This window comes from Microbispora sp. NBC_01389 (genome assembly GCF_045040095.1).
GTDB lineage: Bacteria > Actinomycetota > Actinomycetes > Streptosporangiales > Streptosporangiaceae > Microbispora.
In genome coordinates, this window is sequence record NZ_CP109552.1 from 315,446 (window position 1) to 328,320 (window position 12,875).

At 72.6% G+C, this 12,875-nt stretch carries 15 protein-coding genes and 1 tRNA gene; 5 read left to right on the forward strand and 11 right to left on the reverse strand.

What is annotated here, in order from left to right:
* Positions 1-23: 23 nt before the first annotated feature.
* Positions 24-635 (forward strand): YdeI family protein, encoded by a 612-nt coding sequence (locus tag OG344_RS01485; RefSeq protein ID WP_405086628.1) that lies wholly within the window; start codon positions 24-26, stop codon positions 633-635.
* Positions 636-730: 95 nt separating this feature from the next.
* Here the strand turns inward: OG344_RS01485 and OG344_RS01490 are convergent, their stop codons facing one another.
* Positions 731-1,678: a helix-turn-helix transcriptional regulator gene (locus tag OG344_RS01490; RefSeq protein WP_405086629.1), complete on the reverse strand. Its 948-nt coding sequence runs from the start codon at positions 1,676-1,678 to the stop codon at positions 731-733.
* A gap of 62 nt (positions 1,679-1,740) precedes the next feature.
* Here OG344_RS01490 and OG344_RS01495 point away from each other — a divergent pair, with 62 nt between their 5' ends.
* Positions 1,741-1,956: an alpha/beta fold hydrolase gene (locus OG344_RS01495; protein ID WP_405086630.1), complete on the forward strand. Its 216-nt coding sequence runs from the start codon at positions 1,741-1,743 to the stop codon at positions 1,954-1,956.
* Entirely contained in the window at positions 1,953-2,120 is a 168-nt protein-coding gene (locus OG344_RS01500) for an alpha/beta fold hydrolase (RefSeq protein ID WP_405086631.1), read from the forward strand. The genes OG344_RS01495 and OG344_RS01500 overlap by 4 nt, the downstream gene beginning before the upstream one ends.
* 119 nt (positions 2,121-2,239) lie before the next feature.
* Here the strand turns inward: OG344_RS01500 and OG344_RS01505 are convergent, their stop codons facing one another.
* The 3 genes from OG344_RS01505 to OG344_RS01515 all read right to left on the reverse strand — a co-directional run bounded on the left by OG344_RS01505 (position 2,240) and on the right by OG344_RS01515 (position 3,928).
* A complete protein-coding gene (locus OG344_RS01505; RefSeq protein WP_405086632.1) occupies positions 2,240-2,626 on the reverse strand; it encodes a recombinase family protein in 387 nt (128 codons plus the stop codon).
* Between the two features lie 341 nt (positions 2,627-2,967).
* Positions 2,968-3,044, reverse strand: a tRNA-Lys gene (locus OG344_RS01510).
* Between the two features lie 95 nt (positions 3,045-3,139).
* Positions 3,140-3,928, reverse strand: coding sequence for a nuclease-related domain-containing protein (locus OG344_RS01515; RefSeq protein ID WP_405086633.1), 789 nt, complete (start codon positions 3,926-3,928; stop codon positions 3,140-3,142).
* Positions 3,929-4,090: 162 nt separating this feature from the next.
* Between OG344_RS01515 and OG344_RS01520 the strand changes: the two genes are divergently transcribed.
* Positions 4,091-4,714 (forward strand): TetR/AcrR family transcriptional regulator, encoded by a 624-nt coding sequence (locus tag OG344_RS01520; protein WP_405089032.1) that lies wholly within the window; start codon positions 4,091-4,093, stop codon positions 4,712-4,714.
* Positions 4,715-4,757: 43 nt separating this feature from the next.
* Here OG344_RS01520 and OG344_RS01525 read toward each other — a convergent pair whose 3' ends face one another.
* From OG344_RS01525 to OG344_RS01545, 5 genes are all read right to left on the reverse strand, one after another.
* A complete protein-coding gene (locus OG344_RS01525; protein WP_405086634.1) occupies positions 4,758-5,996 on the reverse strand; it encodes an acyl-CoA dehydrogenase family protein in 1,239 nt (412 codons plus the stop codon).
* Positions 5,993-7,165, reverse strand: a complete 1,173-nt coding sequence (locus tag OG344_RS01530) for an acyl-CoA dehydrogenase family protein (protein ID WP_405086635.1) — start codon at positions 7,163-7,165, stop codon at positions 5,993-5,995. Before OG344_RS01530 ends, OG344_RS01525 begins: the two co-directional genes overlap by 4 nt.
* 7 nt (positions 7,166-7,172) lie before the next feature.
* Positions 7,173-8,390: an acyl-CoA dehydrogenase family protein gene (locus OG344_RS01535; protein ID WP_405086636.1), complete on the reverse strand. Its 1,218-nt coding sequence runs from the start codon at positions 8,388-8,390 to the stop codon at positions 7,173-7,175.
* The gene (locus OG344_RS01540; RefSeq protein WP_405086637.1) at positions 8,391-9,416 is read right to left on the reverse strand and encodes a phosphotransferase family protein; all 1,026 of its coding nucleotides are present in this window, start codon (positions 9,414-9,416) and stop codon (positions 8,391-8,393) included.
* A 164-nt stretch (positions 9,417-9,580) separates the two neighbouring features.
* Positions 9,581-10,156 carry a TetR/AcrR family transcriptional regulator gene (locus tag OG344_RS01545; RefSeq protein WP_405086638.1) on the reverse strand — a complete coding sequence of 192 codons (576 nt, stop codon included), beginning with the start codon at positions 10,154-10,156 and terminating at the stop codon, positions 9,581-9,583.
* Between the two features lie 70 nt (positions 10,157-10,226).
* Between OG344_RS01545 and OG344_RS01550 the strand changes: the two genes are divergently transcribed.
* Entirely contained in the window at positions 10,227-11,411 is a 1,185-nt protein-coding gene (locus tag OG344_RS01550; protein ID WP_405086639.1) for an FAD-dependent oxidoreductase, read from the forward strand.
* 32 nt (positions 11,412-11,443) lie between these two features.
* Here the strand turns inward: OG344_RS01550 and OG344_RS01555 are convergent, their stop codons facing one another.
* Entirely contained in the window at positions 11,444-12,322 is an 879-nt protein-coding gene (locus OG344_RS01555) for a DMT family transporter (RefSeq protein ID WP_405086640.1), read from the reverse strand.
* Between the two features lie 129 nt (positions 12,323-12,451).
* The gene (locus OG344_RS01560; protein ID WP_327047456.1) at positions 12,452-12,808 is read right to left on the reverse strand and encodes a VOC family protein; all 357 of its coding nucleotides are present in this window, start codon (positions 12,806-12,808) and stop codon (positions 12,452-12,454) included.
* Positions 12,809-12,875 lie beyond the last annotated feature (67 nt).

Here is a 12,875-nt window from a genome sequence, read left to right on the forward strand (position 1 = left end):
GGTCGCGGTACTAGCCTGCGGTGGTGACCGGAACCGAACTGGACGAGTTGATCGTGGCTGACAGCTCGGCGCTGCGCGCGTGGCTGCTGGGCAACCACACTGCCTCTCCTGGCGTGTGGCTCGCCCTGACCAGGAAGGGCGGCTCTGTCACCACGCTGACCTGGCAGCAGGCGGTCGATGAGGCACTGTGCTTCGGCTGGATCGACGGGCAGGCCCGCAAGCGCGACGAGGAGAGTTCCTGGAGGCGGTTCACCCCGCGCCGGTCCCGCAGTATCTGGTCCCAGCGCAACGTCGCCAACGTGGACCGGTTGGAGGCGGCCGGCCTGATGCTGCCCGCTGGCCGTGCCGCGGTGGAAGCCGCGAAGGCCGACGGGCGGTGGACGGCCGCCTACGCACCGCCGTCGGAAGCGGAGGTCCCGGCCGACGTGCGAGCCGCGATCGCCGCCGACCCAGCGGCGCAGGCGATATTCGAGGTGCTCACCAAGACCAACCGCTTCGCTCTCATCAGCCGGGTCAATGCCGTCAAGCGGGCCGAGACGCGCACCCGGAAGATCGCCGAGTACGTGGCGATGCTGGCCCGGCACGAGACGATCCACCCTCAGCGAGCCAGGCCGACGGACCCGCCGACGTCGTGACCGGATGTCTGCCAGAACAGACGAACCCACGTTGTTCACCAGAACTGTGCTCTCGAAATCATGCTCAGCACGTGGGCTGAGCGCCCGTGCCGGCGTCAGCTGTATCGCTCGACGAGGGCGTTGCCGATCGAGGCCAGGTGGTCTCGCACACCCGGGGGGCCGGTCACTTCGAGCCATTCGACCAGCCCGGCGAGTTCGCCGGCGAGGGTGTAGTCGTCGTGGCCGCGGATCACGACGTCGATGCGTCCGTCGGTCGTGGTGCCTCCGACTTCGAGTCGGTCGCCGAACCCGATCCGGAGAATGCCTATGGCGTGGGGCGCGCAGACGGCCTGGACCTCCAGAGGTGTTCGTTTGCGGTCGATCTCGTCGGCGATCTCGCGCCAGCTCTCGGCGAGGTCGAAGTCCTCGGGCCGGTGCACGGGATCGCCGGTCGGGTCGGCGGATGTCACGCGGTCGATCCGGAAGGTCCGTCGGCCGGTCTCGGTGTGGGAGACGAGATACCACGCCGGGCCTTTGGCGACGATGCCCAGCGGATGGACGGTCCTCTCGGTTTCGGCGCCTTTGCTATCGACGTAGCCGAGCCGCACCTGGACGCCGCGGATCACCGCGTCCTGGAGGTCGTCGAGGAAGCGAGGTGGTCGGTGCTCGACCCGGCTCGACCCCCATCGTCGCGGGTCCATGACCAAGGATGATGCTGCTGCTTCGGCTTGGGCGCGGAAGGGTTCCGGCAGGGCTTGGACGAGTTTGCGCAGGGCTGCTTTCACGGCCGGGGTCGCGGCCGAGGCCGGGCCGGCGACCAGGAACAGGGCGCGGGCCTCACCCGCGGTCAACCCGGACAGGTCGGTACGGGCGCCGCCCACCAGGCGCCAGCCGCCGCCCCGTCCTTGCGTGGAGTACACGGGCACCCCGGCCATGGCCAGGGCGTCGAGGTCGCGGCGGGCGGTGCGCTCGGAGACCTCCAGCTCCCGGGCGACCTCTGCCGCTGTCACCTGCTCGCGCCGTTGCAGCATGAGGAGGACGGCCACCAGCCGGTCGGTTCGCACGCCCACAAAACTCCCACACAAACCGGTCATGAGGTGACCGGTTTCGGCGTCAGGATGGCGCCATGACCTCAACCGATTTCCCCAAGCCCACCCTCATTCCGGTCAACGGTGTGGAACTCGAAGTCTTCGAAGCGGGCCGAGAGAACGCGGGAAGGCCCATCGTGCTCTGCCACGGCTGGCCGGACCACGCCTTCACCTGGCGCCACCAGATGCCCGCCCTCGCCGCGGCCGGCTATCACGTCATCAGGACTCGATCATCCACCAGCCCGCCCTCATGATCTACGGCGACCGGGACCCGGTCGCGAGGTCGGAAAACCTGGCAGAGTTCGTGCCCAACGTGGAAGTGGTCTGCCTGGACTGCGGCCACTGGATCCAGCAGGAAAAACCCGAAGAAACAAACCAGGCCATTCTCCGATGGCTGGACAAGCGGGATGACGCCTGACGTCTCGTGATCCCAGCCTGCGAAAACGCCTGGCCACTGAGGGTTCTGGGCTCACTACCGGCAAGGCAGCTACCACCAGCCGCCAGCTGTGACTGATCCGCAGGTCAGGGCGCTGGTGCTCAGGTCTCCGGGTTGTGGATGATGCGGTGGATGGTGAAGCGGCCAACGCTGTATTCGGTGGCGAGGTCGGCGAGGGAGACCTCACCTTCGGCGTAGCGGCGGCGGATGGAGCGGCGGGCGGGTGCGGGGAGTTTGGGCTGTTTGCCCTTGAGCTTGCCGTTTTTCTTCGCCAGCGCCATGCCTTCGCGGGTGCGCTGGTGCCCGATGTTCGCCTCGAACTCGGCGACCATGGCGAGGGTCTGAAGGAACAGTCGGCCGAACGGGTCGCTCCAGTCATGGATGGTCATGCCGACGCCGAACAGGACGCCCCGGCCAGACAGGCCCGTCAGGATGTCATCGGTGCTGCAGCGGGCGTATCCGACGCGACGGGTCTCGGCCACGGCCACTGGCCGTAGGGTTGCTGCTCAAGCCCCGCCTCCGCGCTCGACCTCGACCTCGACGACGAGGAACGCCGGCACCTGTTCACCCTCGCCCGGGCCGCGCGGCGGCCGGCGGCCGTCCGCACGCGCCGCGCCCCGGAACGCGTGCCGGACAGCACGAGGCGGCTGAGATCACCGTCGACTGGGACGTCTATCCCCTGCCCGGCAATCCCGGGCCGGTCCTGCTCGTCTACACGGCGGGGCCCGGCACCGCGGACGCAGAACGCCTCCAGCTGCTCGCGTCCCTGCACGCCACCCGGGCGCACCACGCGGAAAGCCCAGGCCGATGACGACCTGGGCTTCCGGGTTGGTGCGCCGCCAGGGACTCGAACCCCGGACCCGCTGATTAAGAGTCAGCTGCTCTAACCAACTGAGCTAGCGGCGCAGAGCTCTTAGAGGTTATCGCACCCCTCGGAGCAGTCAAAATCGGACCGGAGCGAAGCCGCGTCCGGAGCTGCGGCCCCGGCCATGCGGCCCCGGTCAGCTCATGCGGCGCAGGATGCGGGCGGCCGTGCGCGCCAGCAGGTCGATCTGCTCCTCCGTGTACGCCGCCGACCCGTTCGCGCGGATCCAGCCCGCGACGCGGCGGGGATAGGCGACGGTCAGCCCCTCTCCGCTCAGGACGCCGCCCCAGGCCTTGATCTTCCCGCCGTGTACGGCGAGCACCGGGACGATCGTCACCTCGATCCCGGTCTCCTTGGTCAGCAGCGCGGCCATCGAGTCGGCGGCGGAGATCAGGCCCTTGGCGACCGAGGTGCCGAACTTCTCGTCGAAGAACAGCCGCTCGCCGTACCGCGCGATGAGGGTGTCGGGCGACCACGCCTCGTTGTCCACGATCCACACGCCGCCGGGACCGATGACGAGGTGGTCGATCGACGCCTCTCCGGGGACGGCCCGGCCGTCCATGACCCGGTAGCCGTGCCGGCGCAGCATGAGGCGCAGCAGCCGGCCGGTGCGCACCTCGCCGCGGCGCTTGCCCCGCCACACCGCCGTGCGCTCGTACAGGCGCCAGGCGACGAACCAGTCGACGCCACCCGCGAGAGCGCCCAGCACGAGCCCCGCGGCGAACGGGTTCAACCCGAGCCGCGAGCCCAGCAGGTTGCCCGCGGCGAAGCCCGCGACCGTGATGGCGGCCCGTATCCGGAGCCGGTTCTTGCGCCCCGCGAACCAGAACGTCACGTACAGGTTCTGCGGCGACGCGCCGGTGAACTTCTCGTCCTTCGGCACATAGATGGAACCGTTCGGCACGCCAACCCCCACAGTCTGCATGCGGCTTTCTCCCGGGATACCCGAGCGGGAATCCCAACCCTCCTAAGGTGAGGGAAGTAATGCGATTCCGCCAGTCCTTGGCTGACTCATTACCCGGGCGGCACAGCCCCCAGGCGTCGACCGACCAGTCGGTATGCTTGGGCCGTGACGAAGGAGGTCAGGATGTCCCGGCGTGCATCGAATCTCCCCGCGCCCGCCGGTCGCGGCGCGCCCGTGGAGGAGCCCGTACGGCGGCGCCTGCTCGCCGAGGCGACCCGGCTGTTCGCCGAGCGGGGCTTCGAGAGCACCTCGGTCCAGGAGATCGTCGCGGCGGCCGGGGTCACCAAGGGCGCGATGTACCACTACTTCGGGTCCAAGGACGACCTGCTGCACGAGATCTACGCCCGGGTGCTGCGCCTGCAGATGGAGCGGCTCAACCACTTCGCCGACGCCGGGGGCCCGGTGGCCGAGCGGCTCCACGCGGCGGCGACGGACGTCGTCGTGACCACGGTCGACAACCTGGACGACTCGAAGATCTTCTTCAGGTCGATGCACCAGCTGGCCCCCGAGACCCACCGGAGCGTGCGGGCCGAGCGGCGCCGCTACCACGAGCGGTTCCGCGGCCTCGTCGCCGAGGGGCAGCGCGACGGCGTCTTCCGCGACGACATCCCGGCCGAGATGGTGGTCGACTTCTTCTTCGGCTCGGTCCACCACCTCGGCACCTGGTATCACCCGGACGGCCCGCTGACCGGCAAGGAGGTCGGCCGCCACTTCGCCGACCTCCTGCTCGGCTCGCTGCGCCCCTGAGAAGCGGCCCTGAGAAGCGGCCCTGACAAGCGGCCCTGAGAGGTCAGACCGGCGCGGGGAGGTCCGCCGGCCCGGCGAGGGCCTCACGGTGGTCACCGGGGGTGCCGAGTGCGATCTGGTCGGCCTTGGCCCGCTTGAGGTACAGGTGCGCGGGATGTTCCCAGGTCATCCCGATGCCGCCGTGAAGCTGCACGCACTCCTCGGCGGCGTGGACGGCGACCGCTCCGCAGTGCGCCTGAGTCACCGCGACGGCCACCGCGATGTCCCCCGCGATGTCCCCCGCGATCGGCGCCTCCGCGAGCCGGGCGGCCGCGTTCCGGGCCGCCGCCCTGGCCCCCGCGATCTCCAGCCACAGATCGGCCAGCCGGTGCTTGACCGCCTGGAACGACCCCACCGGCCGGGCGAACTGCCTGCGCTCCCTGACGTACGCGACCGTGGTGGCGAGGCACCACTCGGCGATCCCGAGCTGCTCGGAGGCGAGCAGCCCCGCGCCGCGCAGCAGGGCCTCCCGCACCCACGGCGTCTCAGGGCCGCCGGCGGTGGCGACGACGCGCGCGGGGGCCGAGGCGAACGACACCGTCGCGACCGGCCGGGTCAGGTCGAGCGAGGTGGCCGGGGTCACCCGTACGGGTCCCCGGACAGCTCCTCCGACGGCCCCTCCGGCAGCCCCTCCGAGAGCCGCGGCCGGGGACGCCTCCACCGCGCACAGGGCGGTGCCCCGCGTCAGCCGTACCGGGACGAGCAGGACGTCGGCGATCTCCGCGCCGATCACGCCGCCGACCGTGCCGGTCACCGTGCCGTCCTCGCCGAGGGCCACCGCGGGGGCCGGCGGAGCGTACGGCGAGGCGGCGAACGGCACCGCGAGCGCGGCGGTCGCCTCCCCGGACGCCAGGCGGCCCAGCAGCTCGCCGGCCACCACTCCCCCCGCGTCTCCCCCCGCCGTTCCCCACGCCGACAGGAGCGCCTGGGTCGCGAGGACGGCGCTCGCGAGGAACGGCACCGGCGCCACGGCGCGGCCCAGCTCCTCCAGCACGACGGCGGCCTCGCGGGCCGACGCCCCGCCCGCACCGGAGGCGGCGCCCCCGAGTTCCTCGGGCACCAGCAGCCCGCCCACGCCGATGTCGCGGGTCAGCGTCTTCCACAGCTCCGCGTCGTACGGCGTGCCGGACTCCACACCGGATTCGACGCGGCCCAGTACGGCGGACGGAGAGCACCGGTCGGCGAGCAGGTCGCGCACGGCGGCCCGCAGCTCCTCCTCCACCTCCGTGTAAAGCAGGGTCATCGGGGGAGGTCCTTCCACGCGACGTCCTTGTCGGCACGCGGCTCGGCGGGCAGCCCGAGCACGCGTTCGGCGATGATGTTCCGCAGGATCTCCGAGGTGCCGCCCTCGATCGAGTTGCCCTTGGCCCGCAGGTAGCGGTAGCCCGCCTCCCGGCCGAGGAAGTCGACCGTCTCGGGGCGGCGGAAGGTCCAGTCGTCGTAGGCGAGGCCGTCCTCGCGGAGCAGCTCGACCTCCAGGCCGGAGAGCTCCTGGTGCAGCCGGGCGAAGGCGAGCTTCATCCCCGAGCCCTCCGGCCCCGGGTGCCCGGCGGCGAGCTGCTCGCGCAGCCGCGCTGCCGTCAGGCGCATGACCTCCGACTCCACCCAGAGCCGCAGCAGCCGCTGGTGCAGGTCGTGGGTGCGTAGCTCGGGCCGGGAGCGCCAGGTGTCGGCGACGACCTCCATCATCGTGCGGCGGACCGGCATGCCGCCGATGGCGACCCGCTCGTTCATCAGCGTGGCCTGCGCGACGCGCCAGCCGTCTCCGGCCTCGCCCAGCCGCAGCGCGCCGGGCAGGCGGACCCCGGTGAGGAAGACCTCGTTGAACTCGGCCTCGCCGGTGATCTGGCGCAGCGGGCGCACCTCGACGCCCGGCGCGCGCATGTCGCAGACGAAGTAGGTCAGCCCGCGGTGCTTGGGCACGCCGGGGTCGGTGCGGGCCAGCAGGAGGCCCCAGCGGGCGGTGTGCGCGCTCGACGTCCACACCTTCTGGCCGTCCACCACCCACTCGTCGCCCTCGCGTACGGCGCGGGTGGCCAGGGTGGCGAGGTCGGAACCGGCGCCCGGCTCGCTGAAGAGCTGGCACCACACCTCCTCGCCGGTCCAGAGGGGACGCAGGAAGCGCCGCTTCTGCTCCTCGGTGCCGAAGGCGAGGATCGTCGGGGCGGCCATGCCGAGGCCGATGCCGATGCGGCCCGGCTGGTTGTCGGGCGTGCCCCTCAGCTCCCGGTCGGCCACCGCCTGCAGCTCCCAGGGCGCGCCGAGGCCGCCGAGGCCTTCGGGGAAGTGCACCCAGGCGAGCCCGGCGTCGAACCGGGCGCGCAGGAACGCCAGGCGGTCCACGGCCGCCGGGTCGTGCTCCGCGAGGAAGGCCGCGGCGCGCCGGGCGACCGACGCCTCATCCCATGTCACCGGAAGATCACCCCATGTGTCTCTTGAGCTCGCGGCGGGCCAGCGACCGCTTGTGGACCTCGTCGGGGCCGTCGGCGAACCGCAGGGCCCGCGCCCCCGCCCACAGCGCGGCGAGGGGATAATCCTGGCTCAGCCCGGCGGCGCCGTGGGCCTGGATCGCCTTGTCCAGGATCCACTCCACGGTCGCGGGTGCGGCGATCTTGATGGCCTGGATCTCGGTGTGCGCGCCCCTGTTGCCGGCGGTGTCCATCAGCCAGGCGGTCTTGAGCACCAGCAGGCGCAGTTGCTCGATGCGCACCCGCGACTCGGCGATCCAGTCCTGGACCACCCCCTGCCGGGCCAGCGGCCCGCCGAACGCCTCGCGCGACAGCACCCGGCGGCACGTCAGCTCCACCGCCCGCTCGGCCATGCCGACGAGCCGCATGCAGTGGTGGATCCGGCCCGGCCCGAGCCGCGCCTGGGCGATGGCGAAGCCGCCGCCCTCCTCGCCGACCAGGTTGCCCACGGGCACGCGTACGTCCTCGAACACCACCTCGGCGTGGCCTCCGTGGTCGGCGTCGTCGTACCCGAAGACGGTCATGCCGCGCCGTACGGTGAGACCGGGGGTGTCGCGCGGGACGAGCACCATGCTCTGCTGCCGGTGCCTGGGCGCCTCGGGGTCCGTCTTGCCCATCACGACGAAGACCCGGCAGTTCGGGTCCATCGCGCCGGTGATGTACCACTTGCGGCCGTTGACGACGTACTCGTCGCCGTCCCTCGTGATGGAGGTCGCGATGTTCGTCGCGTCGGAGGAGGCCACCTCGGGCTCGGTCATCGCGAACGCCGACCTGATCTCACCGGCCAGCAGCGGCTCCAGATACTCCGCGCGCTGCCGCGTGCTGCCGAACTCCGCCAGCAGTTCCATGTTGCCGGTGTCGGGGGCGGCGCAGTTGGTCGCGGGCGGCGCGATGGCCGGCGACCTGCCCATGATCTCGGCGAGCGGGGCGTACTGGAGGTTGGTCAGCCCCGCGCCCTGCTCTCCTGGAAGAAAGAGGTTCCACAGGCCGCGCGAGCGGGCCTCGGCCCTGAGGTCCTCCAGCAGCGGCGGCGGGCCCCAGCCGCCGGCCGCCCGGACCTGGGCCGCCTGCTCGTGGAAGGCGCGCTCGGCCGGGTGGACGCACTCGTCCATGAACGCGAGCAGCCGGGCCCGCAGCTCCTCCGTCCGGTCGTCGAACGCGAAGTGCATTCAGACCTCCATGAGCCCGCGGGCGACGAGCGGGGCGACCTGCTCGCCGATCCCCGCGAAGCCCTCCCCCACCGTGAGGCCCATCGCGTGGCGGAAGTGGATGCCCTCGGCGATCACCGCGAGCTTGAAGCAGGCGAGGCCGACGTACCAGCCGAACCGGGACAGGTCGCGCCCGGACGCCTCCCCGTAGCGCGCGGCGAGCTCCGCGCCCGCTTCGATCGGCAGGAGCGGCGCCGCGCCGTCCGCCTCACCCGCCTCACCCGCCGCACCGGTCGCGCCGACCGCACGGCCCGCGGCGGGGTCGAGCGCGGCGACCTCGCCGTACAGGAGGAACAGCGCCAGGTCGGTGAGCGGGTCACCGAGTGTGGACATCTCCCAGTCGAGCACGGCCCGCACCTCGCCGCCGGCGACCAGCGTGTTGCCGAGCTTGAAGTCGCCGTGCAGGATCGCCGGAACGGCCCGTTCGGGCGGCGGGGCGGGTACGTCGCGGACGAGGCGTTCGTACAGGTCGTCGAAGCCGGGGACGTCGCGGCTGCGGGAGGCGTCGAGCTGCCGCCTCCACCGGGTGACCTGCCGCTCCAGGAAGCCCTCGGGCCTGCCGAAGTCGCCGAGCCCCACGCTCCCGGGAGTGATCGAGTGGAGCGCGGCCAGCACGTCCACCAGCGCGTGGGCGAGGGCGGGGGTGAGCGGCGGCTGCCCGCCCTCGACGTGCTCCATCACGAAGAAGGGCGCGCCGATCACCTCGGTGTCCCGGCACAGGTGGAACGTGCGCGGCACGGGGACCGCGGTGTCGCGCAGGGCGCTCATCACCCGGTGCTCCCGCGCCATGTCGTGTGCGGTGGCCAGAACGTGCCCGAGCGGCGGCCGGCGCACGACGTACGTCCGCTCGGCGTCGCGGACCACGTACGTGAGGTTGGACCTCCCGCCGACGATCAGCTCGGCGGTGAGCGGCCCTTCGGTCAGGCCCGCGCGCCGGAGGTGCCCGGCGAGGCGGGCGAGATCGAGGCCGGGCGGGTCGGCGTACACCCCGTGAGCGTACCGACCAGCCGGTATGCGTGTCGACACGGCGCCCGCCCGGAAGGGCGGTTCGAGGCGGCGCTCAGCCGCGTCACTCACCGCGGAGGAACAGCCGCGTCACTCACCGCGGAGGAACAGCCGCGTCACTCACCGCGGAGGAACAGCCGCGTCACTCAGCCGCGGAGGAACAGGGTCATGAGGTCCTCGCAGGCCGCGCGCAGGTCCTCGGGGGACGGGGTGCCGCCCGCGCCCGCCACCGCGTCGAACAGCAGGCCGTCGACGTAGGCCACCATCTGCCCGCCCCGGCGTTCGGGGTCGGGTGAGCCCGCGGCGGCCAGCATGGCGACGGCGGGCTCGCGGATGCGGCGGCCCAGCTCGTCGTACAGCCTGCGCAGCTCCGGCCGGCGGGTCGCCTCCAGCGCCAGTTCGTACCGGGCGACGGTGGTCTCCCGGTGCTCGGTCATCGCCGCGTACGCGAAGGCGGCGAGGAGGTCCGTCAGGTCGGCGGCGCCCCCCTCGCCGAAGGGGAGACCGGACACCACCGTGGAGAGTGCCGCCGCCTCGCGCTCCGACAGCCGGGCCAGCGTCAGCTCCAGCAGCGCCGCACGTGTGCGGGCGCAGTTCGACGTGGACCCGGGAGGGAGGCCGGCGGCCTCGTCGACCGCCCGGTGGGTCAGCCCCCGCATGCCACGCTCGGCCAGGATCGCGATGGCCGCGTCCGCGACGAAGAGCGCCCGCTGACTGTTCACGGCCCTCATCGTACGGGCGCACTACAGGCGTAGTAGTTTGTGACTACACCTGTAGTGAAGGAGGCCGGACATGGCGCAGGCAGTGGTGGTCGGAGCGGGCATCGGCGGGCTGACGACGGCGCTGGCCCTGGCGCGGAACGGCTGGCAGGTGACCGTCCTGGAGCAGGCGGCCTCCATCGAGCCGGTCGGCGCGGGGCTCGCGGTCGCGCCCAACGCGCTGCGGGCCCTCGACATGATCGGACTCGGGGACGAGGTCAGGAAGCTTTCGGCGATCCAGGGCGAGGCGGGCCTCCGGCGGCCGTCCGGCCGCTGGCTGTCGCGGACCACCGCCGAGGAGTCCGCCGCCCGGTACGGCGACTCGATCGTGCTGCTCACCCGGTCGGCGCTGGTCGGCATCCTCGCCGCGCGCCTGCCGGAAGGCGCCCTGCGGCTGGGCACCCGGGCCGAGTCGGCCGACCCCGGGACGGGCCTGGTCACCCTCGCCACCCCGGCAGGCGGCACGGCAGGCGGCACGGAGACGATCCGGGCCGATCTCGTCGTGGCGGCGGACGGGATCCGGTCGCGGACCCGCGCGGCGCTGTTCCCCGGTCATCCCGAGCCCGTCTACGCGGGTGTGACGAGCTGGCGGGCGATCATCCCCAACGCCGGAACGGTCGGCGCGTCGGAGACCTGGGGGGCGGGTTTGGTGTTCGGAGTCATGCCGCTGGCGGGCGGCCAGGTCTACTGCTACGCCACGGCGCCGGTCGCGGCGGGCCTGCGCGCGGAGAGCGAGAAGGAGGAGCTCGTCCGCCTGTTCGGCCGCTGGCACGACCCGATCCCCGGGCTGCTGGCCGCCGCCGGCCCGGGCGCGGTGCTGCGCCACGACATCTACTCGCTCGACACCCCGCTGCCCGCGTTCCACTCCGGGCGGATCGCGCTGCTGGGCGATGCGGCGCATCCCATGACGCCCAACCTCGGGCAGGGCGCCTGCCAGGCGATCGAGGACGCCGTCGTGCTCGCCCGGCACGTCTCGCCGGGCGGCGGCCCGGCCCCGGATCCCGCTGCGGATCTCGCTGCTGGGCTTGCCGCGTACAGCCGGGAGCGGTTGGCCCGGACCACGCCGATCGTGCGGCGGTCGCGGCTGGCCGGGCGGATCAGCGGCTGGCGCGACCCGCTCGCGGTCGCCCTGCGCGACGGCGCGGTGCGCGCGGCGGGCCTGCTCGGCCCCGCCGTCGCGGTGCGCCAGTTCGACGACGTCTTCCGCTGGCCGGGCTGAGAGTGGTTCCCCGCGCTGAGCGACGCCGGGGATCAGGCCGCCTCGGGCGTCGCCGCGCTCACCGGCTCCTCGCGGGGGCCCGGCTCGCCGCGTACGACAGGGGGTTTGGACTGGTCGGGGGCCAGGCGGCCCAGGGTGACCGTCCCGGCGATCAGCAGGGCGGCGGCCAGCAGCGCGGGAACCACCTTGTCGGGCCCGGTGGGCAGCGACTCGCCCAGCAGCACGGCCCCCGCCGTCACCGAGGTGAGGGGATCGACCACCTGCACTCCGGCGTAGGCGATCCCGAAGTAGCCCACGGCGTACGACTTCTGCAGCAGCACGATGGCGCAGACCAGCAGCACCGGGATGGCCAGGGTGAACCAGTGGACCAGCCGCCCGAGGTCTCCGTTGAGCCCGCCGCCGACCACCCGGACGAACGTGGACACGGTCGCGGTCACCGCGCCCGCGCCGACCGACATCAGCAGCGCCTTGAGCGGCCCCCGCAGCAGGCGCGCGGCGGTGAAGGTGACGGCGGCGACCAGGGCGACGCAGCCGATCAGCGCGACAGCGTTCACGTCCGACAGCACGGGGGTCACGTTGTGCGCCGGGACCAGCAGCATCAGGCCGAGCAGGCCCACCGCCACCGCGATCGATCCGGCGATCTCGGCCCGCCGGGGGCGCCTGCCGTGCAGCGTGGCGGCGAGCGGCACCGCGAAGACCAGCGTCGCCACGCTCACCGGCTGGACGACGACGAGCGGGGCCACGCTGAGCGCCACGGCGTGCAGGGACGCGCCGACGAGGCCGATCACCCCGCCGATCAGCCAGCGGGGCCGTCGCACGAGCGCGAGCGTCGCCCCGTCGCGCACGGCTTCGAACTGCTGCAGCGCCGCGCCCAGCGCGTACCCGAGCGCCCCGACGAGGGCGATCGCCACTCCCGCCCAGATCATGCGCGCCGGCCGGGGTGCCGGGAGCCGGCGGTGTGTCCAGATATCACCACGCAAGTTTAGGGGGAGTGGGTCCGCGCCACGGGAACCCGCGACTCTCAGCCCTCATCGCACCTTTCAGGACCTCTCGGGGCAGACGCAGAAGAGGTGTCCCTCCGGGTCGGCGAGCACGACCCAGTCGCCCGGCTGGAACTCCGGCTTGGTCGCCCCGAGCGCGACGTACTCCTCCACTGCCTTGGCGAGGTCGGGCACCCGGAAGTCGAGGTGGAACTGCTTGTCCGCGCCGGGCCAGGACGGCGCCTTCCAGTCGGGCACCCGCTGGAAGTAGACGGCCGTCGTGTCGTCGCCGATGCCGGCGTACTCCTCTTCGGCATACTGCACCGGCAGGCCGGTGATCTGAGAGTAGAAGTCGGCGAGCCTCTTCGGCTCGGCGCAGTCCATGGTCACGGCGATGAGCTTCGCGATCGTTGTCATACGGCCATGCTGCCGCGCGTACCTGTCAGGGAGTGTCAGGTACGCTCACCTGTCTCGCCCCCGATAG